The organism is Streptomyces sp. NPDC039462 (assembly GCF_055639375.1).
Map to the genome: position 1 here is coordinate 989468 of NZ_JBVKAO010000002.1, position 23605 is coordinate 1013072.

The following is a 23605-nucleotide window of genomic DNA, read 5'->3' on the forward strand; positions in this document are numbered from 1 at the left end:
GCCCTGGAAAAGCCCGTACGGCAGCCTGGTTAACCATTCCGCCACGCGTCGTTCACCTGGCATACCGCTGCGGGTCGACACGAATCACGGGCCGACACCTAACGTCACCCACGTGGTTAAGCTCTCCGTCATCGTGCCGTTCTACAACGTGCAGCAATACGCGCCCGACACCTTGAGGAGTCTGCGTGCGAACGCACGTGACGACTTCGAATTCATTCTCGTCGACGACTGCTCGCGCGACGAGACTCCGGACATCCTGGAGCGTGCGGCGCGCGAGCTTCCCGGCGCCGTTCACCTCAGACATGAGACGAACGGCGGTCTCGCGACCGCCCGCAACACGGGCCTCGACGCGGCGCGTGGCGAGTACCTCACCTTCCTGGACGGTGACGACTGGCTCGCGCCCGGCTACTTCTCCCAACTCGTCGCTGCCATCGAGCAGTTGGGCTGCGACTTCGTGCGCACCGACCATGTGCAGTGCACCGCGCGGGCCCGCACCGTGCACCGTGTCCCGCACGGCAGGCGCGGCGTCGTGCTGAATCCGCGCGACGTCATACTGCCCGCCGACCGCTCGACGTCCGTCGACTACGCGTACGCGTGGGCGGGCATCTACCACCGCAGGCTCGCCGACGCCGGCCTGCTGCACTTCACCGACGGCCTGCGCACCGCGGAGGACCGCCCCTGGATCTGGCGACTGCACCGGGAGGCGGAATCCTTCGCCGCGGTCGGTCTTCTCGGGGTGTTCTACCGCCGCGGGGTCGCCTCGTCACTGACACAGATCGGCGACGTACGCCAGCTCGATTTCATCAAGGCATTCGACCAGGTCGTACGGGAAACAGCGGCGGACCGGGACGCGGACGAACTCCTGCCGAAGGCCGTGCGCACCTACTGCGCGATCATCTCCCACCATTTGGGATCCATCGAAAGGTTCGAGCCATCCGTGGCGCGGAAATTGAAGTCAATGAGTGCGGCCGCGCTGAAGCGGATGCCGCAGGGCGTTCTGGACGACGCGCTCGACTCCATGGACGTCCAGCGGGCGACCCGGCTGCGCAGGCTGCGCCGGCGGCCGGCGTCGGCGGAGGTGGCCGCGTAATGGCGACCCCGCAGGCGTCGCGCCGTACGACGCAGATCTTCCTGGCGTCCACGCTGTACGGCGCCGCGACGCTGGCCGCGGCCCTGGACGCCGACCGCTTCGGCCCCGCCGACCGCCGCATCCTCCTGGTCAGCAACAACGCGGCGACGCCCGAGACGACGACGCCCCTCGACGAGATGCCCGGGTTCGAGCGGCTGCGCGGCCGGTTCGACGAAGTGCGGTCCTGGAACGAGACCATCGCCCCCTTCCACCCGGGCGGCTGGGCCCCGCGCGGCGACGACGTCGTGCTGTGGGAGCGTTACGTCCGGCTGCTCTGGGGCCTCGGTGACGACGCCGTCGAGCTGGCCGTCGAGTCGATCCAGGTCAACCCGGCGCTCGCCCTCGCGCAGATCTTCACCGGCGTCCCCGTCGACGTCTACGCCGACGGCCTGATGAGTTACGGCCCGACCCGCAACAAGCTCGACCCGCTGGTCGGCACCCGCGTGCGGCGCCTGCTGCACCTGGACCTGGTGCCGGGCCTCACGCCGCTGCTCCTCACCGAGTTCGGGGTGGAGCCGGAGGTGGTGCCGACCGAGGCGTTCGCCAAGGTGCTCGGTGAACTCGCCGAAGCGGACGAGGACGACGAGAACACCGTGCAGCTGCCGGACATCGAGGCGCCCGCCCTCGTCCTCGGCCAGTACCTCTCCGCCCTCTCCATCCTCACCCCCGAGGAAGAGGAGGAGCTGCACATCCGCATGGTGCGCGGCGCCGCGGAACTCGGCCACACGCGCGTGGTGTTCAAGCCCCACCCCACCGCGCCGGCCCGCTGGTCGCGCGCCCTGGAGAAGGAGGCGCAGGCGATCGGCGTCGAGCTGACGGTGCTCGACACCCCCGTGCTCGCCGAGGTTCTCTACCAGCGGATGCGGCCCGCGCTCGTCGTCGGCTGCTTCTCCACCGCCCTGATCACGGCGTCCGCGCTCTACGGCCTGCCCGCCGCCCGCACCGGCACGGACCTCCTCCTGGAGCGCCTCGCGCCCTACCAGAACAGCAACCGCGTCCCCGTCACGATCGTCGACGCCCTGCTGCCCGAACTCACCGACCAAGCTGCCGTCTCCGCGCAGGAACCGGGCCTCGGCACCGGCGAGCTGACGAACCTCCTCAAGGCCGTCGGCTTCGCGATGCAGCCGCAGATCTACCCCCGGCTCCGCCCCGACGCCGAGCGCTACCTCGCGCGGCACCTCTCGGCCGCCACCTGGCGCTATTTCAAGCGGCGCCGCCTCACCGCGCTCGCGCTGCCCGGTGCCGTCCCCGCGCAGCTGGCCTTCATCCCGCGCAACGCGGCCGTCCGCCGCGTCGCCCGCCGCGCCCGTTCCGTCCAGCGCTCGCTCAAGCGGACCGCGCTCGGATGACCTCCCCCGACATAACGCTCCCGAAGCTCTCACCGGGGGCGGAATCCGCCGCGCCGCCCACCCTTCAGGCCCCGCGGCCCGCCCGCGGGAAGCCCCGGCTGCGCGCCCTCGACGGGCTGCGGCTCGTCGCCGCTCTCATGGTCGCCGCGTACCACTACGGCGGCCGCGACGGCGAGATAGCCGAGGCCTGGGGCAGCTCGCCGAAGCAGCAGTTCCCGACGGCCAGTGAGTGGTTCGCGTACGGCTGCCTGGGCGTCCAGATCTTCTTCGTGATCAGCGGCTTCGTCATCTGCATGAGCGGCTGGGGCAGGCCCCTGCGCTCGTTCTTCGCCTCCCGGGCGTCCCGCCTGCTGCCCTCGTACTGGGCGGCGATCGTCCTGGTGACGGCCGTCTTCGCGCTGCCCGCCGTCGCGTACGAGGCCGTCTCGCCCAGCGACGCGCTGGTCAACCTCACCATGCTGCAGCAGCCCCTCGGCGCGGACCGGGTGCTCGGCGTCTGCTGGACGCTCTGGGCCGAGCTGCGCTTCTACGCGCTGTTCGCGCTGTGTGTCGTCATGCCGGGCGCGACCCGCGCGCGCGTCGTCCTGTTCTGCGCGGTGTGGACCCTGTCCGCGGCCGTCGCGGAGGCCGCGGACCAGCCGCTGCTCGACCTGATCCTGATGCCGGAGTACGCGCCGTTCTTCGTCGGCGGCATCGGCATCTACCTGCTCCACCGCGACCGCCGCGACCTGACGGCGTGGGGCATCACGGGTGTGAGCTGGCTGACCGGCCAGCACTACGCAGTCGACCAGCTGTGGCACGCCCCGAACCCGGACTTCTTCTCGTACCGCTCATCGGCCGGGATCATGGCGGTGGTGACGGCGGGCTTCGCCGCGGTGCTGCTGATCGCGCTCGGCCGCCTGGACCGGGCGAACTGGCGCTGGCTGACCGTGGCCGGCGCGCTGACGTACCCCTTCTACCTGGTGCACGAGCACCTGGGCTGGGTGACGGTGGAGGTGCTCCACCGCCACCTGGGGCTGCCGTCGTACGCGACGCTCGGCCTGACGATCGCCGCGATGCTGGTCCTCGCGTGGCTCCTCAACCGGTACGTGGAGGAGCGGCTGACCCCGTTGATCCGCAAGGGTCTCAACCGCAGCCTGACCACCGCTACCGCTCGCCCGAAGTAGCGAGCGTCGCCCCGATCCCCGCCACGACCGCGGCCAGACCCTCCTCGAAGCCGCGGTCGTGCGAGCGGAACATCTCCTCGCCCGCCGCGGCGGCCAGCGGGTACGCGGCGAGGCGCTCGGCGCGGGCCGCGAGGTCGTAGCCGTCGTCGCTTTCGCCGTCACCGCCTCGGGTCGGGCCCGTGGCCTGCTCCTCTATGACGTATCCGATCGTGTAGCTGTACACGGTGAACCAGGCCCGTGTCGCCGCGGCCGGCGCGAATCCCGCCTCGCCGAGCGCCCGCAGATGGGTTTCGAGGGGGGCCGCGTACGACAGGTCCGTGTAGCGCGTGCCGCTGAACACCTTGGCGCCGTCGCGGTAGCGCAGCAGGTGGGCGCGGAGGCCGCGCATCGCGGCGGTGAGCGCCGTGCGCCAGTCGGCGGCGGGGGTGGACAGGAAGTCCTCGGCCATGCGCCGCATCATCTCGGTCGCCATCTCGTCGAGCAGCGCCTGCTTGTCCTTGAAGTGCCAGTACAGAGCGGGCGCCTTCACGTCGAGTCGCTGGGCGATGCCGCGCAGGGTGAGCCCTTCGAGTCCCGTCTCGTTCAGCAGGTCGAGCGCGGTGCGCGCCACGCGGGTCCGGTCCAGTTTCGTCGTAGCCACCTTGACAATTTAACACCGTTAAGCGCACCCTCGTCGGCATGGCACTTAACGACGTTAAGGAAATCGACACGACCGGCGTGCTCGTCGTGGGCGCGGGCCCCACCGGGCTCGCCCTCGCCTGTGACCTCGCACGGCGCGGCGTGCCCGCCCGCGTCGTCGAGCGGGCCCCGGCCCTCTTCCCCGGCTCGCGCGGCAAGGGGCTTCAGCCCCGCACCATGGAGGTCTTCGACGACCTCGGCGTGGTCGGCGCGGTGCTCGCGGCGGGCGGCCCCATCCCGGTCGGGATGGTGTGGCGGGACGGCGAACGGCAGGGCGAGCACCGGATGTTCGACGAACCCGAGCCCACGGAGACCGCCCCGTACACCACGCCGTGGATGCTGCCCCAGTGGCGCACCCAGGAGATCCTGCTGGCGCGCCTGCGGGAGCTCGGCGGCGACGTGACCTTCGACGCGGAGGTGACGGAGCTGACGCAGGAGGCCGACGGGGTCACCGCCCGGCTGTCCACGGGCGCGGCCGTACGGGCGGCGTACGCGGTGGCGGCCGACGGCGGCCGCTCCACCCTCCGCGGGGCGCTGGGCATCACGATGACGGGCGAGACCGTGGACCCGAACCCGGTCCTGGTCGCGGACATCCGCGTCCCCGCGCTCGACCGCGACAACTGGCACATGTTCCCGGCCGTCGACGGCACCGGCCTCTACACGGCGATCTGCCCGCTGGCCGGCACCGATGGCTTCCAGCTGACGGCCCAGTTCCCGGCCGGGGTGACGCCCGACCTCTCCCCTCAGGGCGTACGCGACCTCGTCGCCGCCCGGACGCACCTGAGCGCCGACGACGTGACAGAGATCCGCTGGTCCTCGGACTTCCGGCCACGCGCGGCGCTGGCGGACCGCTTCCGCGAGGGCCGCGTCTTCCTGGCCGGCGACGCGGCGCACATCCACTCGCCCGCGGGCGGCCAGGGCCTGAACACCAGCGTCCAGGACGCCTACAACCTGGGCTGGAAGCTGGCCGCGGTGCTCCGGCGCGGCGCGCCCGCGGCACTCCTCGACACGTACGAGGAAGAGCGGCGGCCCAATGCCGCGCGGATGCTGGGCCTGTCCACCCGCATCCACCGCGGCGAGGCGCGACGCGGGGCGGCCACCCGGCAGCTCGGCATCGGCTACCGCGACGCGTCACTGGCGCTGGAGACGCGCGAGAGCCTGCCCGAGGAGGCGCTGCGGGCGGGCGACCGGGCGCCGGACGGGCCGTGCGGCACCGGGACGCTGTTCGACGTGTTCCGCGGCCCGCACTGGACGCTGCTCGCGGTGGGCACGGACGCGGAAGTGCCGCCGATGGACGAGGAGTTGGTCCACGTGCACGGCATTCCCGCGTACGAGCCGTACGGGAAGGGGCTCTTCCTCGTCCGCCCCGACGGGTACGTGGGCTGGGCGGGGACGGACGCCCGGGACGGCCTCGCCGCGTACCTGGCCCGGTGCGGCGCCCCCTCCCGAGCCCATTTTCCTGCTTGACCTCAAGCAGACTTGAGGTTTTACGTTCAAGAACATGACAGCATTCGCGTACTCGCACAGCGACCAGGACCTCGTCAACCAGCCCGTCGGCTACTGGAGTTCGGCGGCCGGTGCGGCCGTCGTCAACCACATCCGCACCATGCTTGCCGAGATGGGCCTCACCCAGCCCCAGTGGTGGGTCCTCAGCCAGCTCGTCACCGCGCCGGACGGCCGCCCGCGGGACGAGGTCGTGGGGGTGCTGAAGGGCTACCTGGAGATCGGCGAGGGCGCCCTGCACCACAACATCAACGCCCTGCACGACCGCGGCCTGATCACCGAGGACTCCGCGGGCCGCATCGCCCTCACCGAGGACGGCCGCGCACTCCAGGCCCGCGTGGCCGAGCGGCAGAAGGCCGTCCGCGCGGAGATCCACGAGGGCATCACCGACGAGGACTACGTGCGCACGCTGAAGGTCCTCCAGCGGATGATCCACAACGTGGGCGGCTCGGCCTGGCACCACTGACGGTCAGTCGGCGCGGGGCCTGCTGAACTCCTCGATCAGCACGGGGTACTGCTCCGCGCCGTGCCCGGCGGCGATCGCGCGGGCTGCCATCGCCTGGATCAGCTTCGGCAGTTCGGCATTGACGCCCGCGGCCTCGCTCTCCTCGACCATGTGCGCCATGGCCCGCGCATCGGTCTCCAGGGCCGACACCTCGGCGGGGAAGGCGCCGGCGTCGATCTGCCCGGCGTACCCGGGCAGCCATTCGGCCACGCCGGCGGCGATCTGCCGTGCGAAGGGCGCGTACGTCGCGGCGTCGACGCCGGCCGTCCTGAGCAGGGCGGTGCCCTGGAGCCAGGCGTTCAGGACGCTCCACATCATGGCGAGCCCGGCCACGTCGTACAGGGCCGCGAGGCCGTGGTCCTCGCCGAGGTGGGTGACGGTGCCGAGCGCGGCGAGGGCCGGCTCGTGCGCCGCGAAGTCCGCCGCGGGGCCGCTGTGCAGGATCACCGCGTCGGCGGTGCCGATGACCGGCGGGACAGCCATGATGGCGCCGTCGAGATAGCGGGCGCCCCACTTCCCGGCCCACCGCGCGGCCTCCCTGGCCTGGGCGGAGGAGCCCGAGGTCAGATTGACCAACGTCCGTCCTTCGAGGTCGGGTTCGGCCGCGCCGAGCAGTTCGCGCACGGCGTCGTAGTCGGTGAGACAGATGACCGTCAGCGGGCTCGCCCTGAGCGCGTCACCGACGGTCGGCGCCAAGTGCGCTCCGTCCGCGACGAGTTGGTCGGCCTTGGCGGCGGTGCGGTTCCACACGGTGGTGGGGTGCCCGGCTCTCAGGAACGCGGCGGCGAGGGCCCGGCCCATGAGGCCGAGCCCGATGACGGTCACGGGCGCGGGCGCGGACGAGGGCGCGGATGTGCGTGCGGCGGAATTGTTGATCTCGGGTTCGTTGTTCATGACAGCATCGTCAACGTTGATACCGGTATGAAGGTCAAGCGAGGTGCGATGCGGATCGGGGAATTGGGTCGCCGGACGGGCGTCAACGCCCACCAGTTGCGCTACTACGAGGCCCAGGGCCTCCTGGAGGCGGAGCGCGGCGCGAACGGATACCGCGAGTACGACGAGAGTGCCGTGCTCCGGGTGACGCAGATCCGGCACCTGCTGGGCGCCGGGCTGTCCTCCGAGGACATCGCGTACGTGCTGCCCTGCGCGGACGGAGAGGCCCCGCGGCTGCCCGCGTGCCCCGAGCTGCTGGCCGCGATGCGGGGGCGGCTGCGCCGCCTCGACGACCAGATGGAGAAGATCGCGCGGTCCCGCGAAGCCCTCGCCACGTACATCGACGCGGCCGACCGGATGGGCGGCGACAGCTACGCGCCCTTGACGGGTGCCGCCGTCACAGGGCAGTGACGGCGGCGACCGTCACCGGGACGTGACGGCGGCGACCGTCACACGCTGCTGACCGACAGCTTCACCGCGAACCCGAGGAACAGCGCGCCCGCCGCCGACGTGGCCCCGGCCGAGAGCCGCTTGCGGCTGCGGAAGGCGGCCGCCAGCTTGGTACCGCTGAAGATCAGGGCCGTCAGATAGAGGAAGCTCGCCAGCTGGGCCAGGACGCCGAGCACGACGAAGGACAGTGCGGGATAGGCGTACCCCGGATCGACGAACTGCACGAAGAAGGCGATGAAGAAGAGGATCGCCTTGGGGTTGAGCAGACTGATCACCAGGGCCCTGCGGAACGGCCGCTCCCCCGCGGCCGCTTCCCCGCCGTCCGCCGCCCGGCCCCCTTCGGCCGCCTGGTCCCGCCGCGCCCGCCACATGCCCCACGCCGCCCGCAGCATGCCGACCGCCAGCCAGGTCAGATAGCCGGCACCGGCGTACTTCACGATCCCGAACAGCACGGCGTTGGCCTGGAGCAGCGAGGCCACGCCGGCCGCCGACAGCGTCATCAGGACGGCGTCGCCGCACCAGACGCCGGCGGCCGCGGTGTAGCCGGTGCGGACGCCGCGGCGTGCGGCGACCGAGAGCACGTACAGCGAGTTCGGCCCCGGCAGGAGGATGATCAGGACGAGGCCCGCGAGATAGGTCGGAAGATCGGTGACACCCAGCATGGCGGGAGTCTCGCACGGGTGTGCGGGACGGGGACAGGGGTGTCCGTGTGACGGACGGCCGTGATTTCAGGCTTCAGAACCGCCTCCAGGCCGCCACAACGTGCCCGTACGTCAGAACGCGTCCGTCGGGACATACGCCCCCCACACCTCCCGCAGCGCGTCGCACACCTCGCCCACGGTGGCCCGCGCCCGGAGCGCCTCCTTCATCGGGTACAGCACATTGGCGCCCTCCCCCTTCGCCGCCTCCTGGAGCGCGGCGAGGGCGGCGCTCACCGCCGCGCCGTCCCGCTCCGCGCGGAGCCGGGCCAGGCGGGCGGCCTGCTGGGCCTCGATGGCGGGGTCGACGCGCAGCGGTTCGTACGGCTCCTCCTCGTCGAGCCGGTAGCGGTTGACGCCGACCACGACGCGGTCGCCGCTGTCCGTCTCCTGCGCGATGCGGTACGCGTTGCGCTCGATCTCGCCCTTCTGGAAACCCTGCTCGATGGCGTGCACCGCCCCGCCGAGGTCCTCGACGCGCCGCATGAGGGCGAGGGCCGCCTCCTCCACGTCGTCGGTCATCCTCTCCATGACGTACGACCCGGCGAAGGGGTCGACGGTCGCCGTCACGTCCGTCTCGTACGCGAGGACCTGCTGGGTGCGCAGCGCGAGCCGGGCCGACTTGTCGGTGGGGAGGGCGATGGCCTCGTCGAAGGAGTTGGTGTGGAGCGACTGCGTGCCGCCGAGGACCGCGCCGAGGCCCTGGACGGCGACCCGGACGAGGTTCAGCTCCGGCTGCTGGGCGGTGAGCTGGACGCCGGCCGTCTGCGTGTGGAAGCGGAGCATCAGCGACTTGGGGTTCCGCGCGCCGAACTCCTCCCGCATGATCCTGGCCCACATGCGCCTGGCCGCGCGGAACTTGGCGACCTCCTCCAGGAACGTCGTACGCGCCACGAAGAAGAAGGAGAGGCGCGGCGCGAAGTCGTCCACGTCCAGGCCGGCCGCGACCGCCGTGCGGACGTACTCGATGCCGTCGGCGAGGGTGAAGGCGATCTCCTGCGCGGGCGAGGCACCCGCCTCCGCCATGTGGTAGCCGGAGATGGAGATGGTGTTCCACTTCGGGATCTCGGCCCCGCAGTACCGGAAGGTGTCCGCGACCAGGCGCAGCGAGGGCTGCGGCGGGAAGATGTACGTGCCGCGGGCGATGTACTCCTTCAGCACGTCGTTCTGGATCGTGCCGGTCAGCCTGTCGGACGGGATGCCCTGTTCCTCGGCGACCAGTTGGTACAGGAGGAGCAGCGGCGCGGCGGGGGCGTTGATCGTCATCGACGTGGAGACCTTGTCCAGCGGAATCCCGCCGAACAGGACGCGCATGTCCTCGACCGAGTCGACCGCGACACCGACCTTGCCGACCTCGCCGCTCGCGATCGGGGCGTCGGAGTCGTGGCCCATCTGCGTCGGCAGGTCGAAGGCGACGGAGAGGCCGGTCGTGCCGTGCTCGATCAGCTGCCGGTAGCGGGCGTTGGACTCGGCGGCGGTGCCGAAGCCCGCGTACTGGCGCATCGTCCAGGGGCGGCCGGTGTACATCGTGGGGTAGACGCCGCGCGTGTAGGGGTACGCGCCGGGGGCGCCGAGCTGCTCCGCCGGGTCCCAGCCCGACAGGGCCTCGGGGCCGTACACGGGTTCGATGGGCAGTCCTGACTCCGACTCGTGTGTCATGCCTCCAGCTTGCGCCCGCGCGCGGGACGCGTCACTCGCGGCAAACCGGGAAACACTTCCAGAGTCATGAGTCGTGTGCCGTGAGTCGTCTAGGAACGCGGGGGCGTGATGGGCAGGAGCGCGATAGCGGTGGGGGCCGTGGCGGTGCTGGTGCTGACGGCGGGGTGCAAGGCGGTCGCGGTGGACACGGAGGGGAAGCCGGGCGGCGCGGACGCCGGAGCGGGAAGACCGACGCACCCGGCGACGTCAGCCCCGTCCGCCCCTCCCGACGCCGCGTCCGCCCCGCCCGCCTCATCGGCCGCGCCCGCCGCGCCCGCCGTCCCTCCCAGGACGCTCATGCGGGCGGGCGACAGGTCCGGGCAGGTGCGGGAGCTGCAGGCCAGGCTGCGGCAGATCGCCTGGTTCCACGAGAACCCGACGGGGATGTACGGGGCCCGCACGGTCGGCGCAGTCAAGGGCTTCCAGGCCAAGCGGGGGCTGCCCGCCACGGGTGACACGGACACGGTCACCTGGCGGCGGCTGCTCGCCATGACGCGCGAGCCGACGCGGTACGAGCGGTACCCGGGCGGCGGCATCCCGGCGGCCGCGCCGGACAAGCGGTGCCTGACCGGCCGGGTCCTGTGCATCGCCAAGAGCAGCCGCACCCTGACGTGGATGGTCGACGGCAGGGCGGTGTCGACGATGGACGTGCGGTTCGGCTCGCAGTACACGCCGACCCGCGAGGGCGCCTTCACCGTCTACTGGAAGTCGCGGCACCACGTCTCGACGCTCTACGACACGGCCATGCCGCACGCGATGTTCTTCAGCGGCGGCCAGGCCGTCCACTACTCGTCGGACTTCGCGGCCACGGGGTACGCGGGCGCGTCGCACGGCTGCGTGAACGTGCGGGACGAGAAGAAGATCGCGAGCTTGTTCGCGCAGGTACGGAACGGCGACCGGGTCGTCATCTACAAGTGATCGGGTTTTCCGGGCTCTCCGGGTGCTCCGGGAAAAGCGGCGTGGGCGGGATCGGGGGAACGTATCCCGCCCACGCCGAGGGCACGGAGCCGAAGGTACGGGGGGAACCCCCGGCTCGTGCGTGGGCCGATGACCAGTCGGCTCACTACTTACTGCGTCTCCTGCTCGAAAAACGTCACACCCCTGCGGGAAGCCCGGGTCACGCCCGGGTCACGGGAGGTCCTGGTTGCGGGAGACCCGGGCTACGGAAGGTGCGGGAGGGCGCTGCGGGACGGCTTGGGGGTCTGGTGAGGGGCTGAGGGCGTGGACATGGGGGGCGGGACCGGGACGCCCCCGGTGTCACCGCCCGAGCCGCCGTCCTCGTCGCCGCCCGAACCGTTCTCTCCGTCGCCGTTCTCTCCGCCGCCACCACCCTGGTGGCCGCCACCGCCCTGGCCGCCGCCGTCGCCGTTCCCGTCACCCTGATGGCCGCCGCCTTGGTGGCCGCCGCTGCCCGGGCCGCCCAGAATCCGGCCGCAGAACGCCTCCACGCGCGCCGGCCCCTTGGCGGCCTCCTCCAGGCGGCGGCGCTTGTCTCCCTGGAGCTCACCGCTGCGGTAGGCGCGGCAGGCAGTCACCACCTTGCGGTACCACGTCCTCGCCTCGTCGCCGCGCGGCGTCCTGTCACCGCTCGGCTGCCTCGGGACGTCGGTGTGCGCGCCGCCCGCCTCGGCCTCCGGCGGCGGAGTCGACGCCGGCTCCCGTGACGTCGGCTCGTCGTCGGGCGCCGTGCTCGCGTCCGGAACCACGTCCTCGGACGGCTCACCCGCGTCGTCCGACGGAGAGGGGGAGGCCGTCGCCTCCTCCGGTGTGGTGGCCGGCGACACGGAGGCGGCGGGGCCCGGGTCACCGTGCGTACCGAACGGCGAGGGCAGCACGCCCGTGCCCGCGGCCACGGCGACACCGCCGGCCATGCAGGCCGCGAGGGCCGCGGCGATCCCGAACCGGACGGGGCGGCCCCAGCGGCTGGGGCTGGGACGGTTTCCGGCACGTCCCAGACGTACGGTCTCGCCGGCGGCCGCCTCGTGGGCGGCCGTCGCGTACGGCGCGGTCCTGAAACCGCCGCCCCGTACGGCCCCCGCGCTCTCGACGCGGGCGTCCTGGGCGGCCCGGGCATCCCGAGCGGTCCGGAACGCGGCCAACGCCGCGGCCTCGCCCGGAAGTTCACCGGCAACGATGTCGGACCCCGCGCCGACCCCTGCGGTCGACTCGGCGCCGGACCCGGCGACGGACCCGGCAACGGCTTCCGTCCCGCGCCCCACCTCGCCGACACCGTCCTGCGCGGCCAGCGCGGCGAGCGCCCGGGCCAGTCGGTCGGCCTCCGCGCGGTCGTGAGGGCCGATGCCTTCGAGGGGCTCCCCGCGCAGCAAACGCTCCGCCGCGTCGCGGTCCAGCCACTGGTGCTGCTCGTCGGCCATCACATGTCCTTCTGCGTCCGCGAACGCCATTGCGTCACACCGGCGGACGTCACCGCGCAGCCGCGCGGCTCTCTCTGAGGCGGTACGGCGTCGAGCGCGTCCTTGGGGTCCGCGCCCTCCGAACCGAGCAGCTCGGCGAGGCGCTTGAGGCCCCGGTGCGCCGCCGTGCGGACGGCTCCGGGGCGCTTGCCGAGGGTCTGCGCGGCGCTCTTCGCGTCGAGACCGACGACGACGCGGAGCACGACGGCCTCCGCCTGGTCCTGCGGGAGCCGGGCTATCAGGGCGAGCGCGTCGCCGGTGGCGAGGGACTCCATCGCCTCGCCCGCGGTGTCCGCGTCGCCCGGCTTGCCGGTCAGCTCCGACTCGTCGCCGCCCACAGCGGGGCGGCGGCCCCGCATGCGTATGTGATCGAGGGCGCGGTTTCGCGCGATGCGCGCCGCCCAGCCCCGGAACCGGTCCGCGTCACCGCTGAACCGGTCGAGGTCGCGCGCTATCTGCAGCCAGGCCTCGGAGGCGACGTCCTCGGCGTCCGGGTCGGCGACCAGCGTGCGTACGTATCCCAACAGCCGTGGGTGCACGGCGCGGTACACAGTCCGGAAAGCGGTCTCGTCCCCGTCCTGCGCCGCAAGCACCGCGGCGGTCAGCTCCGCGTCGTCCCCCAGCACTCTCTCAATCCTGCCACTCGGAGATCTGCGCCCGGCCCCGGCGCGAAGCAGCACGCTACGGGCTCGGACAGGCCTACGTCCATGTTTGTACAACGTGCAACTACCAGGTGACAGAACGCGGTGTGACAGAAAACGCACCCGCGGCGCTGAAGGAAGTACGGACCGCACGCGGTTCGTACCGTGTGCCGGCCGGGGCCTCTCCTGTGGGGGGTGGCGGCCCCGGCCGGGCACGTTCTTCTCGCGGGGCGCGATCAGCAACCACGCGCGCTGTCCGCCACAACGCACGGGTGACCACACCCGAGGCACGGTCGCCCCCGCCAACGCCCAACACCAGCCACCCCGCCCACCTCGTACCGCTGCCCCGCCCTCACCCTTCTTCCGCGAGCGGCTTCCCCTCGCCCTCGGCCCCGGGCTTCGCCTTGTGCCCAACCTCGGCGTTCGCCTAGCCCCCGGCCTCAGTTTCCGCCTTGCGACCGGCCCCGGGCGCCGCCTCGCCCCCCGGCCCCGGGCATCGCCTTGTGCCCGGCCCCGGCTTCCGTCTTGCCCCGGGCCTTAGCTTCCGCCTTATCCCCAGCCTTGGCCTTCGCCTTGCGCCCGCCCTCGGACTTCGCCTTGCGGCCGGCCTCAGCCTTCGCCTTGCCCCCGGGCTTCTCCCCCGCCTGGGGCTTGCCCTTCGGGTTGCTGGTCTTTTTGGTCCCGGTGTCCGGGGTGGTGGGCTTCTTGTCCCTCTTCTCGGTGTGGTCCTTGCCCGGGTGCTTGCCCTTGTCCTTGTCCCGGGACCTGCCGGGAGCGGGGGGCCTTTCCGTGCTGTCGTCCTTGCTCTTCGGTTTCGTCCTCGGCTTCTCACCGGTGTCAGCCGTGCCGGGGAGGAGCCCGGGGCGGGTGCCTCCCTCGGAGGTCGGGGAGTGGGGGGACGACGGGGCCGGGGTGGGGTGGTCGTGTGGGGGCGGGGGGTCGGAGATCGTGCCCGCGCCTGCGAGGGCCACCCCGCCGAGCAGGCCGCCCGCCAGCACCACACCCCCGGCCGCCCGCAGCGACATCCGGCTCCGGCGGTCCTCGCGCGGGCGCCAGTCGTCGCGGCGACGGGTCCTCGCCCGGCGGTGCGCGCCCTCGTCGCGGGCCGCCCGGAACGCCGCGACCGCCTCGCGCTGCGCGTCCGTGTCGACCTCGGCGTACGCGCCGGCCCGCACGGCCGCCTCGAGCAGCTCGTGTGTGGCGGTGAGGGAAGGGGGCGGGGGCGGCTTGCCGCCGGGGCCGGCGGCGTCGTCTGCGTTCATCTCGACTCCCCCAGCGTGCCGGAGCCGTCATCCGTCACACCGTCGGGCGTCGCACCGTCGATCCCGAGCCGCTCCCCCAGCTTCCGCAGCCCCCGGTACGCGGCCGTCCGCACCGCCCCCGGGCGCTTGCCGAGGACGCGCGCCGCCGTCGGGCCGTCGAGCCCGACGACCACCCGCAGCAGCACCGCTTCCGCCTGGTCGCGCGGCAGCGTGGCGACCAGGGCGAGCACCCGTTCCGTCGAGATCGCCTCCAGGGCGGACGCCGGCGTGCTGTGCGGGCCCGGCAGTTCGAGCACGTCCTGTTCCAGCGCGGTGGGGCGCGGCCGCGCTTTCTGGCGGCGCAGATGGTCGAAGGCCCGGTGCCGGGCGATCGTCGCGGTCCAGCCGCGGAAACCCGCCCCGTCCCCGCGGAACCGCCCGAGGTCCCTGGCGATCTCCAGCCACGCCTCGGCGGCGACGTCCTCCGCGGTCTCGCCGTCCGTGCCGACGAGGCCGCGCAGATAGCCCACGAGTCCTGGCTGGACAAGGCGGTACGCGACCGCGAACGCGGCCTCGTCGCCCTCCTGGGCCGCTGCTACGGCCCTGCCCAGCTCCTCGTCGTACGCCTGTGCTCGACGGGGTCCCCCACCCTGGCCCAACCCGCTCCCATCCGCCCGTCTCGGCACGGTGCACCGCGCCCGTGCCTCCACGGTCACCAGCGTCGCCGGGCGCGGAAATGTCACAGCGCGTCGGCGGACGGCCACCTGCCGGAGACCTCACACCTCGAAGAGGCCTCCGCCGCCCCCGGGACCGATCTCCGAGATGTCGATCGTCTGCCCCGGCGCCGGGGCCACCGCCGCGACCGGCTCGCCGTACTCGGACAGCCGCATCCGCATCGTCCCGCCGTCCTTCTCCGCCTCCAGGCCGAGGAGGTACGGCTTGCCTTCCGCGGCCACGTACACGGCCGTCTCGCTGTCGTCCTCGTGCTCGACGAGCGGGGTGACGTCCTCGCCGTAACGCCGGGTCTTCGGCTGTGCCTTGACGACGTCGTCCGGGCCGGGGCTGCCGGGCATCGCGCTGGTGATCTTGTCGAGGTCGCAGCTGTTCACCGGCATCGAGGGGCCGGCGGCGGCGCCCGTCGGTATCTTCAGGTACTTTCCGCGCGCCAGCGCCGTCCGCTCCTGGACGCGCGCCGCGGTCTCGGGACCCCGGCTCGCCGCCATCTCACGGATCGCCTGCAGCGACTCGTCGCTGAAGCGGACGTAGGTCGAGCCGCCCCCGATCATGATGAGGTCGCCGCGCTGCATCGGGCCCGCGTCGAAGGAGCCCGTGCAGTTGTTGTCGCGGTCCATGTGCAGCGACACCTTCTGACGGCCCCGCGGGGTGGGCATGTCGACGGCGATGCGCACCGATTCCGCGTCGCGGAGCAGCTTCATGGCCTCGCCGGAGAGCTCCTTGCCGCGTGCCTCGTCGGCGGGCACGACGTCCTCCAAGGTGCCTCCGGAGTACGTCACTTCGCGTTCCGTGCCGCAGGACGTGAGCCCGCCCGCGACCGCGCCCACCGCGACGCAGAGCGCGGCACCCCGCACCCACCGTCCGCCGGTCCCGGCACGGCCCGCCATGCGTTCTCCCACCCGATCCCCCACCCATGTCCCCATGTCACAACTGTCACATCCCCCAGCGCGCCCGCCCGCCCCGATGTCACACCCTCCGCATGCGGGATACATCACGCGACAAATCACCCGCCCCGCTACAACCCTTTGGCCCCTCCGCCGGTCGTACGGACTTGGTTCACCTGAAATTCGTTGAGGAGTGGGGCAATTGATCCCGCGCAAACCGCGTGAAAAGGCCCGTACCACCCATGCGTACAGGCCGCTGAGTCACAAGCGCAGGGCGTGGCTGACGATCGGGGCCGTCGTGCTGGGCGGCGCAGGTGCGGTGACGTACGCGACGGCCGGCCCGAGCAACGGGGAGGGCCCCGGGGCCGATCCGCGTGCCGAGCGCCCGGCGAGCGTGCACGACCTGGCGCTGACGGCCGACGGCGCGACGAAGCGCGCACTGCCGCGCACGTCGACCGAGCAGTTCTCGCTCCTCGGCGTCTCCTGGAGCGGTGCCGCCAAGGAGCCGGCGGGCACGGCGCAGGTGCGCACGCGCGCCATCGGGTCCGGCGTGTGGAGCGGCTGGCGGTCGCTCGATCTGGAGCCGCATCCTCCGCAAAGGAGCAAGGCGGGCGCGCGGGTCGCGTCCGACCCGCTCTGGGTCGGCCCGTCGGACGGCGTGGAGGCCCGCGTCGTCGCGGCCGACGGTTCGTCGAGTGCCGGACTGCCCAAGGGGCTTGAGGTCAACCTCGTGGACCCGGGCGTGACGCCCAAGGAGGCGCGGAACCCGTCACTCGGCGGCGGCACCGCGGCGAAGGGCACCGCCACCGCGATGACCCCCGCCGCCTTCGCGGCCGACGCCGACACCCGCGCCCCCGCCGCCGGGCCGACACCCCCGCCGTCCACGGTCACCCGGCCGCCCGTGATCAGCCGGGCGGCCTGGGGCGCCGACGAGTCCGCCGTCACGGACCCGCCGGAGTACATCGACAAGGTCAAGGCCGTCTTCGTCCACCACACGGCCGGCACGAACGACTACAGCTGCGCCGAGTCCGCGTCGCTGGTGCGCGGCCTCATGACGTACCAGGTGGAGACCGAGGGCCAGAACGACCTCGGCTACAACTTCCTCGTGGACAAGTGCGGGCAGATATTCGAGGGCCGCGGCGGTGGCATCGACGTGCCCGTCCGCGGCGCCCACACCGTCGGCTTCGACGGCGACTCGACGGGCATCGCTGTCCTCGGCGACTTCGAGGGCGACCCGGCGACGGGCAGGGCCGCGGGCCGGCCGACCCGCGCCGCCCTGGAGTCGGTGGCGCGCGTGGCGGCCTGGAAGCTCGGCCAGTACGCGGGCGACCCGGCCGGCAAGGTCACGCTGACCGCGTCCGAGGACACCGGCGTGTGGAAGAAGGACGAGCGGGCCTCGCTCAACGCCATCTCGGGCCACCGCGACGGCGCCACGACCGCCTGCCCCGGCAAGAACCTGTACGCCAAGCTCGGTGAGATACGCCGGTACGCGGGCAGCGCGGGCCGCAACTCCGCCGTACCGACGGGCGACTACAACCGCGACGGCATCACGGACCTGATCGCCGGCACCCCGAAGGCGTCGTCGAACCGCGGCCGCGTGACGGTCGTGCCCGGCGGCGTGGACGGCCCGGTGGGCGCGTCGAAGATCTCGCTGACGCAGACCAGTCCCGGTGTCCCCGGCAACTCCGAGGCCGGCGACGACTGGGGCGCGGCCACGGCGTGGGGCGATCTGAACGGCGACGGTCACGCGGACCTCGTCATCGGCGCCCCCGGCGAGGACGACTCGTCGGGCCACAAGGACCGCGGCGCGGTCACGATGCTGTACGGCCCGAAGTTCACGTCCGGCACGGACATGCAGCTCTCCGCCGACTTCCACTACCCCGGCGCCCGGTTCGGCGCGGCGGTCGCGTCCGGCGACTTCAACGCCGACGGCAAGGCGGACGTCTTCGCCGCGGCGACCGGCACCGGCGGCTCGTGGGCCGCCCGGCTCGACGCCGACCACGCCTCGGGCGGCAGCCTCACCCCGGGCGACACCGCGATCGCCTACCCCGACGCCGCGTCCGGCGACTTCAACCGCGACGGTTACGCGGACGTGGCGCTGACCTACCGCGACCAGGCGGGCAAGGGCAAGGTCGCCTGGTTCAGGGGCGGCAGGTCGGGGCTGAGCCGGGTCGGCGTGCTCTCCGTGCCCGGTGGTCGCTCGGTCGCCGTGGGCGACGTCAACGGCAACGGCTACGACGACCTGGTCATCGGCCAGCCGTACACCTCCGAGTCGGGCGCCCACGCGGGCGGCCAGGTCACGGTGGTCCCCGGCACGTCGACGGGCTTCACGACGACCGGCATGAAGACGGTCCACCAGGCGACGTCCGGCGTCGTCGGCGCGGCCGAGGCGGGCGACGCGATGGGCTGGTCGGTCGCGGCGGGCGACTACAACGCCGACGGTTACGCGGACGTCCTCACCGGCGCGCCCGGCGAGGACATCACCCGCGCCGGCACCAACCGCAAGGACGCGGGCACCTCGCTCCTCCTCAAGGGCTCCGCGTCCGGCCTCACCGGCACGGGCGCGAAGGCCTTCTCGCAGGACGAGCCCGACGTGCCGGGGTCCACGGAGACGGGCGACCGGCTCGGCACCTCGGTGACGCTGGCCGACCTGTCCGGCTCCGGCCGCGCCGACCTGGCCATCGGCGCCGAGGGCGAGGACTCCGGCGACGGCACGATCCTCCAGCTGGACAGCACCGCTTCGGGCGTCCCCGGCGGGAGCGGCGTCTATTACGGGCGTACGTTGCTGGGGACCCCGGCCGGCGCCAAGCTGGGCCAGGCACTGACGCCGTAGCGGTCCGGCATTCGACGCGTGGTGCCGCTCCCCGGGCAGGCCGGGGGGCGGCGCCTCACGTTTCGCTGGGCACCCTGCACCCCTCGGGCTGCGGCTTGCCCTTGGGCCAGCCGATGCCGACGAACTCCAGCCTTTCGGTGCGCGGGTCCAGCTCCACCACGGCCACCGGCTTGTTGTAGGCGTTGCCCGCGTTGGTCAGACAGATCCAGCCGCTGGTCCCGCGGACGCGGTTGACGGCTTCGAGGCGCTGCCACATGTCGGCGACCCGTTTCAGCGGCGACACCGTGCCCTCGGTCTGGGCGTTCGCCAGCACCACGGCCTTGGCGATGGTGCGTACGCCGTCGTGCACCAGCATGGTGCGGGAGTCCTCCAGGCGGACCTCGCCGATGTCCCCGGCGCGCCCGCGCCGGACCAGCGCGCGCAGCGCTTCCAGCTCCGCCCGGGGCTCGGTGAGATGGGCCTTCCGCTCCTTGGCCCCGCCCTGTTTCCTCAGTTCCCGGTCCCAGGCGTCGGGGTGGCCCGGAGCCGCGTACTGCACCTTGATGACGGGTTCCTTCCCGCCGCCGCGCAGCCGGTCCCAGTCGTCGTCCTTCATGTACCGGTTGAGCGTGGCCGCGCCCGATCCGCTGACGATCGTGTACTTCTTCCCCTCGCACTGCACGTCCGCCAGCTTCAGGGCGAAGAGCCGCAGGTGCACTGGGCGGCCCGCGAAGTAGACGTACCGTGCGGTGGACTGGCAGATGTTCTGGGCGATGAGGGTGAAGTCGTTCCCCGTGTCCCCCGGGTCGGTGATCGAGGGGGACTCGAAGGGCTGCTCCTTGGGTCCCGGCCGCCCGTCCTCGTCGCGGCTGAAGGCCGCGGCGAGCGAGTCGTTGTAGATGTCGTGCGGGCGTTTGTCCCTGACCAGGACGGTCTCCTCGTCCTTGAGCCTGCCGTGGAAGCTGGCCAGCGCGTCGGCCTGCTGGCGGTTGGTCGGGATGATGCGGGCGAGGCCGGGATAGGGGTCCTTGCCGGTGCTGTTCTCGGGGTTGGCGAGCTCGTCGGCGCTGACGCGGGCGGCGAGGACGGGGATGTGCAGCTCGTTGGTCAGACGCGCGATGGCCTTCTTCGTCGCCTCCAGGCTGAGGTTGAAGCCGGTGACGGCACGGAGGTTGTCGCGCTTGTCGGCCGCCATGGCCGCCAGCTGGTCGACGACCCTCTCCTGCTGGGCGTATCCGTCACCGGGGTTGGCGAGGACGAGGCGCAGCAGCGGGGTGGTCTCGTCGCGGTTGGCCCGGTACTGGGCCAGGTAGGCGCCCTGCACCTCGCTGCGGAGCTGTACGCGCTCAGCGGCGAGGTCGGGCTGGAGCGGCAGCATGAGCGCGACGGTGACGTGCGGCTTGTCGCCGACGAACTCCTCGTTCTCCTTGGCGATGGCCCGGGCCACGGCGTCGATCTCCGGCGTGCCGAAGGCGTATCCCGTGCCGTTGACGCCGATGCACTCGCCGCCGTGGCGCTCGACGCCCTTGGCGCAGTTCTCGGGTTCGCCGATCGGCGGCAGCAGCCAGTACAGGAGCGCGGCGGCGGCCGCGACGCCGGCCAGCGTAAGGATCCTGCGCGTCCAGTTGGCCAGGAACGTGTTGTACAGCCAGTTTCCGAACTGTCTCACCGCTGCCCTCCCCTTGCGTCCCGTCACGTCAGCCGAACCCGATGTGCTCCGTGCACACGCACCGCTTCAGCGGCTGCTTGTCCTCGGCCCGGTCCCCCCAGTCGCGGGCCATCCGGATGAGGAGCGCGGCCCCCTCCGCCGCCCTGGCCACGTCGGCGCCCTCGGGCCCCTGGTCGCGCACCGCCTCGTCGGCGGTCTTCGCCAGCTCCTCGCTGAGCTCCCGCAGGGGCCCGCGCAGGACGCCGGGCACGATCTCCTCCAGGGGCCGCGTGCGGTCCTCGGTCAGCCACACCGCGTGCAGCAGCCGGTCGATCCGGCGCCGCAGGGTGTCGCCGTGCACATGGGTCTCGCCGAGGGCCCGGGCGTACCGGTCGTCGTCGGCGCCGATCAGCGCGGCGTCCGCGATGGCGAGCAGTTCCTCGCACCACTCGTCGGCGGGCCGGGTGTGGAAGGCGTCGGCCAGATAGCGGGTGACGAGGTCCGCGCCGTCGGAGGCGAGGAGGTGGTGCATCCGGTGCGCGCCGGCGGTGACGAACAGCGGGTCGGGGTGGCGGTCGCCGAGGTCCCGGTAGTGGCCCTGCAGCAGCGCGTGGTCGGCGTGCCAGGCGGCGCCGCCGGGGCGCAGCCGGTAAAGGCGGCGCGTCAGCAGGCGGCGCAGGCCGAGGTCGCCGATGAAGTGCCGGGGGCAGCGGGGCCAGCCGGTGTCCTCCAGGAGTTCGACGATGCGGTAGGCGTTGAGCTGCTCGGTCCGCCCCTCCTGCACCGCGCGCATCAGGGTCTGGGCGCACTCCACGTCGTGCGCGACCGACAGGTGGGTGAGCAGGTCGAGCCAGTGGCCGCGGTGCTCCGGCGGCAGTTCCTCGGGGCGCTGGCGTACGACGAGTTCGTCGATGAGTACGTCGGCCACCGGGCGGTCGGCGACGGGGCGGCCGTGCTCGTCCTCGGCCGCGGGCACCCGGGCGTCGAGGAGCGCCCAGTCGGTGCACTCCTCCGGCGTCGGGAAGGCCGTCGACACCGCCGCCGCGGTCGCCTGACCGAGCCGGGTCACGAACAGCGGGCGGCCCCCGCTCAGCCGGTGCACACCGCTGTGGATACGGAGCCGGACCGCGTTGTCCGGCTGCTCGTTGCTGCCCCGCAACCGGCTGAGCTCGTCCTTCTGCCGGTCGCGGGTGAGCACGGGCATGCGGACGAGGAGGACGCCGCGCCACAGCGGCGCGTGGTCGGGGACTCCGCCCGGCGGGCGGCGCCACTCGGGCAGGACGCCCGTGAAGGGCTGCCAGCTGACCATGCCGTCGTGGCTGCTGCCCGCCCGGTGGAGGAAGCGGCCGCCGTCCTCGCGCCGGGCCGTCGCGAAGATCACCAGGCGGTCGTGGTGCCCCCGCTCCCGGTCCTCCAGGGCCGGTTTCACCAGCCATCGGCCGAGGGCGCCGTCCGCGTGGTCGAGGAGCAGGGCGGGCCGCCCCACCCGCGACATGCGCCCGCGCACCCCGTGATAGGCGGCGTCGATGTCCTGCCGCAACGCCCGGAACAGGAAGCCCTCGGCGATCCGCCGGGCCTCGCCGCCCTGCTGGAAGTCCTCGCCCAGCGCGCGCAGCCCGGCCTGCGCGCCCCCGCCGGCGCCCGGATATTCGCCGTAGCAGGCCGTGAGGACGGCCCTGCCCTCCGTCGAGGCGCGGGCGAACAGCCCGTCGAGCAGGGCGTTGAGGAAGGGGCCGGCCAGCGGGCTGGTGACGAGCCCCGCCAGATATCCCAGGTAGTTCCTGGCCGTGCCCTTCAGCACACCGCGCCAGAAGGAGCCGGGCGGCAGGATCCCGTCGAGGCGGCTCACCTCGTCCACCAGCGGCGCCGCCCGGGCGAGCCGGTCGCTGGCCGCCACGGCGGCGAGGCCCGCGTACAGCCGCGGCACGGTGATCCCGCCGCCGTCGCCGCTCCAGTCGCCGTACTGCAGGGCGATCTTGCGCAGCACCTCGGTCACTTCCGAACGGCTGCCGGGCCGCTCCTCGGCCTGCTCCCGGTACTCGGTCAGGGCGCAGTCCAGATGCGCGACGGGGACCCGCGGCCCGAACTGCCGCCTGATGCACCGCAACAGGCGCCCTTTGCCCATGCCGGGGCCGCCGACGAGAAGGACGACGGGGAGGTCGGGGCCGTAGAGCAGGTCCCGTTTCCGCCCGGCCGCGGTTTTCCCGAGCAGCCGGGCGATCAAGCCGTCGTCGTCCAGCAGCTCGTCGAATCCGAGTTCGTCAGGCACGGGCCTCTCCGCGGCCGGCACGGCCAAGTCTGCGAATGATGGCTCGTCAGGTTAGCTGCGCGGCAAGGGTTTTGGGGAGAGTCACCACCAGCCACCTCTCCGGGGCTCCGCCCGCCGTGGTCGGAGCGGCGGCAGCCACTCTGTTCGCCGTCTCGTCGGGCCCGGCCCCGGCCGCCGGTGTCCGCGTCAGCGACAAGACCGTCAGCCTTCCCGGCGGCCGCGGCCAAGCCACCGGAGCAGAAGATCCGAGCGGGGCCGATCACAGTCCTCGGCGCGGCCCCCGCGCCCGGCGCGACACCACCGCCCGCAGCACCCGGCGGCCCTCCGTGGAGACGTCGAGCGCCTGGCGCAGGCCGCCCGCGGGGCCCGCGCCCTTGTTGGCGAGAAGCTCCAGGATGCGTATCTGGCGGCGGAGTTCGGCCGCGACCAGCGGGGACATGCCGTCCGTGCGGCCCTCGCGGCGCGCCGCCACCGAGCCGGTGCCGGTGGGCTCGGTGTCCAGCAGGCGGTGGACCTGGAGCGCGGCGACGGAGCAGCCGTCGGCCCACTCCCGGAGATCGGCCCCCGAGTGCGCCCGCGGCACCGCGTCGAGCATGCGCCGGGCGAGCGCGGCCGCCTCGCCGGACGTGCCCACCTGCCCCGCCGGGCCGCCCGCGGCGTCGAGCGCCGAGCGCGCGTCGGCCAGCGGCCCGCCCCAGTCGCCGCCGTCGGCGAGCCTCGCCCACAGCGGGCGCAGCAGGTCGTCGTCCCCGCCGAGCACCGGAACACACCGGTCCAGGCAGGCGAGCCCACTCGCCGCCAGGCCTCTCTCGTCGGCCTGAGCGATCAGCTCCACCAGGCTCATGCTGTACG

Annotated in this window: 20 protein-coding genes; 8 read left to right on the plus strand and 12 right to left on the minus strand. The window is 73.0% G+C overall.

What is annotated here, in order from left to right; all coding sequences use genetic code 11:
• The first annotated feature begins 112 nt into the window (after positions 1-112).
• From ACZ7LU_RS15045 to ACZ7LU_RS15055, 3 genes are read left to right on the plus strand one after another with little or no spacing between them, the layout of a single operon-like run.
• Complete coding sequence (locus ACZ7LU_RS15045; RefSeq protein WP_398300476.1) at positions 113-1090, plus strand: glycosyltransferase family 2 protein; 978 nt, start codon at positions 113-115, stop codon at positions 1088-1090.
• On the plus strand, positions 1090-2478 hold the full coding sequence (locus tag ACZ7LU_RS15050; protein ID WP_471916882.1) for a polysialyltransferase family glycosyltransferase: 1389 nt from the start codon (positions 1090-1092) through the stop codon (positions 2476-2478). Before ACZ7LU_RS15045 ends, ACZ7LU_RS15050 begins: the two co-directional genes overlap by 1 nt.
• A complete protein-coding gene (locus ACZ7LU_RS15055) occupies positions 2475-3644 on the plus strand; it encodes an acyltransferase family protein (RefSeq protein WP_468556895.1) in 1170 nt (389 codons plus the stop codon). Before ACZ7LU_RS15050 ends, ACZ7LU_RS15055 begins: the two co-directional genes overlap by 4 nt.
• Here the strand turns inward: ACZ7LU_RS15055 and ACZ7LU_RS15060 are convergent.
• A complete protein-coding gene (locus ACZ7LU_RS15060) occupies positions 3625-4284 on the minus strand; it encodes a TetR/AcrR family transcriptional regulator C-terminal domain-containing protein (RefSeq protein ID WP_468556897.1) in 660 nt (219 codons plus the stop codon). The genes ACZ7LU_RS15055 and ACZ7LU_RS15060 overlap by 20 nt on opposite strands.
• 38 nt (positions 4285-4322) lie before the next feature.
• Here ACZ7LU_RS15060 and ACZ7LU_RS15065 point away from each other — a divergent pair, with 38 nt between their 5' ends.
• Both ACZ7LU_RS15065 and ACZ7LU_RS15070 read left to right on the plus strand, forming a co-directional pair.
• Positions 4323-5789 carry an FAD-dependent monooxygenase gene (locus ACZ7LU_RS15065; RefSeq protein WP_471916883.1) on the plus strand — a complete coding sequence of 489 codons (1467 nt, stop codon included), beginning with the start codon at positions 4323-4325 and terminating at the stop codon, positions 5787-5789.
• Between the two features lie 34 nt (positions 5790-5823).
• Positions 5824-6291, plus strand: coding sequence for a MarR family winged helix-turn-helix transcriptional regulator (locus tag ACZ7LU_RS15070; protein WP_468087771.1), 468 nt, complete (start codon positions 5824-5826; stop codon positions 6289-6291).
• Positions 6292-6294: 3 nt separating this feature from the next.
• Here ACZ7LU_RS15070 and ACZ7LU_RS15075 read toward each other — a convergent pair whose 3' ends face one another.
• Positions 6295-7224 carry an NAD(P)-dependent oxidoreductase gene (locus ACZ7LU_RS15075; protein WP_471916884.1) on the minus strand — a complete coding sequence of 310 codons (930 nt, stop codon included), beginning with the start codon at positions 7222-7224 and terminating at the stop codon, positions 6295-6297.
• Between the two features lie 48 nt (positions 7225-7272).
• Between ACZ7LU_RS15075 and ACZ7LU_RS15080 the strand changes: the two genes are divergently transcribed.
• The gene (locus tag ACZ7LU_RS15080; protein ID WP_398301408.1) at positions 7273-7674 is read left to right on the plus strand and encodes a MerR family transcriptional regulator; all 402 of its coding nucleotides are present in this window, start codon (positions 7273-7275) and stop codon (positions 7672-7674) included.
• Between the two features lie 38 nt (positions 7675-7712).
• Here the strand turns inward: ACZ7LU_RS15080 and leuE are convergent, their stop codons facing one another.
• Both leuE and ACZ7LU_RS15090 read right to left on the minus strand, forming a co-directional pair.
• Positions 7713-8375, minus strand: a complete 663-nt coding sequence (gene leuE / locus ACZ7LU_RS15085; RefSeq protein WP_468087775.1) for a leucine efflux protein LeuE — start codon at positions 8373-8375, stop codon at positions 7713-7715.
• A gap of 111 nt (positions 8376-8486) precedes the next feature.
• Complete coding sequence (locus tag ACZ7LU_RS15090) at positions 8487-10070, minus strand: acyl-CoA mutase large subunit family protein (RefSeq protein WP_471151095.1); 1584 nt, start codon at positions 10068-10070, stop codon at positions 8487-8489.
• Positions 10071-10178: 108 nt separating this feature from the next.
• Here ACZ7LU_RS15090 and ACZ7LU_RS15095 point away from each other — a divergent pair, with 108 nt between their 5' ends.
• Entirely contained in the window at positions 10179-11027 is an 849-nt protein-coding gene (locus ACZ7LU_RS15095; RefSeq protein ID WP_471917078.1) for a L,D-transpeptidase family protein, read from the plus strand.
• Positions 11028-11269: 242 nt separating this feature from the next.
• Here ACZ7LU_RS15095 and ACZ7LU_RS15100 read toward each other — a convergent pair whose 3' ends face one another.
• From ACZ7LU_RS15100 to ACZ7LU_RS15120, 5 genes are all read right to left on the minus strand, one after another.
• Positions 11270-12484 carry a hypothetical protein gene (locus tag ACZ7LU_RS15100; RefSeq protein ID WP_471916885.1) on the minus strand — a complete coding sequence of 405 codons (1215 nt, stop codon included), beginning with the start codon at positions 12482-12484 and terminating at the stop codon, positions 11270-11272.
• The gene (locus ACZ7LU_RS15105) at positions 12484-13149 is read right to left on the minus strand and encodes an RNA polymerase sigma factor (RefSeq protein WP_398300456.1); all 666 of its coding nucleotides are present in this window, start codon (positions 13147-13149) and stop codon (positions 12484-12486) included. The genes ACZ7LU_RS15100 and ACZ7LU_RS15105 overlap by 1 nt, the downstream gene beginning before the upstream one ends.
• Before the next feature lie 455 nt (positions 13150-13604).
• Positions 13605-14426 (minus strand): hypothetical protein, encoded by an 822-nt coding sequence (locus ACZ7LU_RS15110; RefSeq protein ID WP_471916886.1) that lies wholly within the window; start codon positions 14424-14426, stop codon positions 13605-13607.
• Complete coding sequence (locus tag ACZ7LU_RS15115) at positions 14423-15064, minus strand: RNA polymerase sigma factor (RefSeq protein WP_398300452.1); 642 nt, start codon at positions 15062-15064, stop codon at positions 14423-14425. Before ACZ7LU_RS15115 ends, ACZ7LU_RS15110 begins: the two co-directional genes overlap by 4 nt.
• A 117-nt stretch (positions 15065-15181) precedes the next feature.
• Entirely contained in the window at positions 15182-16027 is an 846-nt protein-coding gene (locus ACZ7LU_RS15120; protein ID WP_398300450.1) for a hypothetical protein, read from the minus strand.
• A 199-nt stretch (positions 16028-16226) separates the two neighbouring features.
• Between ACZ7LU_RS15120 and ACZ7LU_RS15125 the strand changes: the two genes are divergently transcribed.
• Positions 16227-18857, plus strand: coding sequence for an FG-GAP-like repeat-containing protein (locus ACZ7LU_RS15125; RefSeq protein ID WP_471916887.1), 2631 nt, complete (start codon positions 16227-16229; stop codon positions 18855-18857).
• A 55-nt stretch (positions 18858-18912) separates the two neighbouring features.
• Here the strand turns inward: ACZ7LU_RS15125 and ACZ7LU_RS15130 are convergent, their stop codons facing one another.
• The 3 genes from ACZ7LU_RS15130 to ACZ7LU_RS15140 form a co-directional block, all read right to left on the minus strand.
• Entirely contained in the window at positions 18913-20505 is a 1593-nt protein-coding gene (locus tag ACZ7LU_RS15130) for a type 1 periplasmic-binding domain-containing protein (protein WP_471916888.1), read from the minus strand.
• Positions 20506-20533: 28 nt separating this feature from the next.
• Positions 20534-22753: a hypothetical protein gene (locus tag ACZ7LU_RS15135; RefSeq protein ID WP_471916889.1), complete on the minus strand. Its 2220-nt coding sequence runs from the start codon at positions 22751-22753 to the stop codon at positions 20534-20536.
• A 259-nt stretch (positions 22754-23012) separates the two neighbouring features.
• Entirely contained in the window at positions 23013-23597 is a 585-nt protein-coding gene (locus ACZ7LU_RS15140) for a hypothetical protein (RefSeq protein ID WP_471916890.1), read from the minus strand.
• Positions 23598-23605 lie beyond the last annotated feature (8 nt).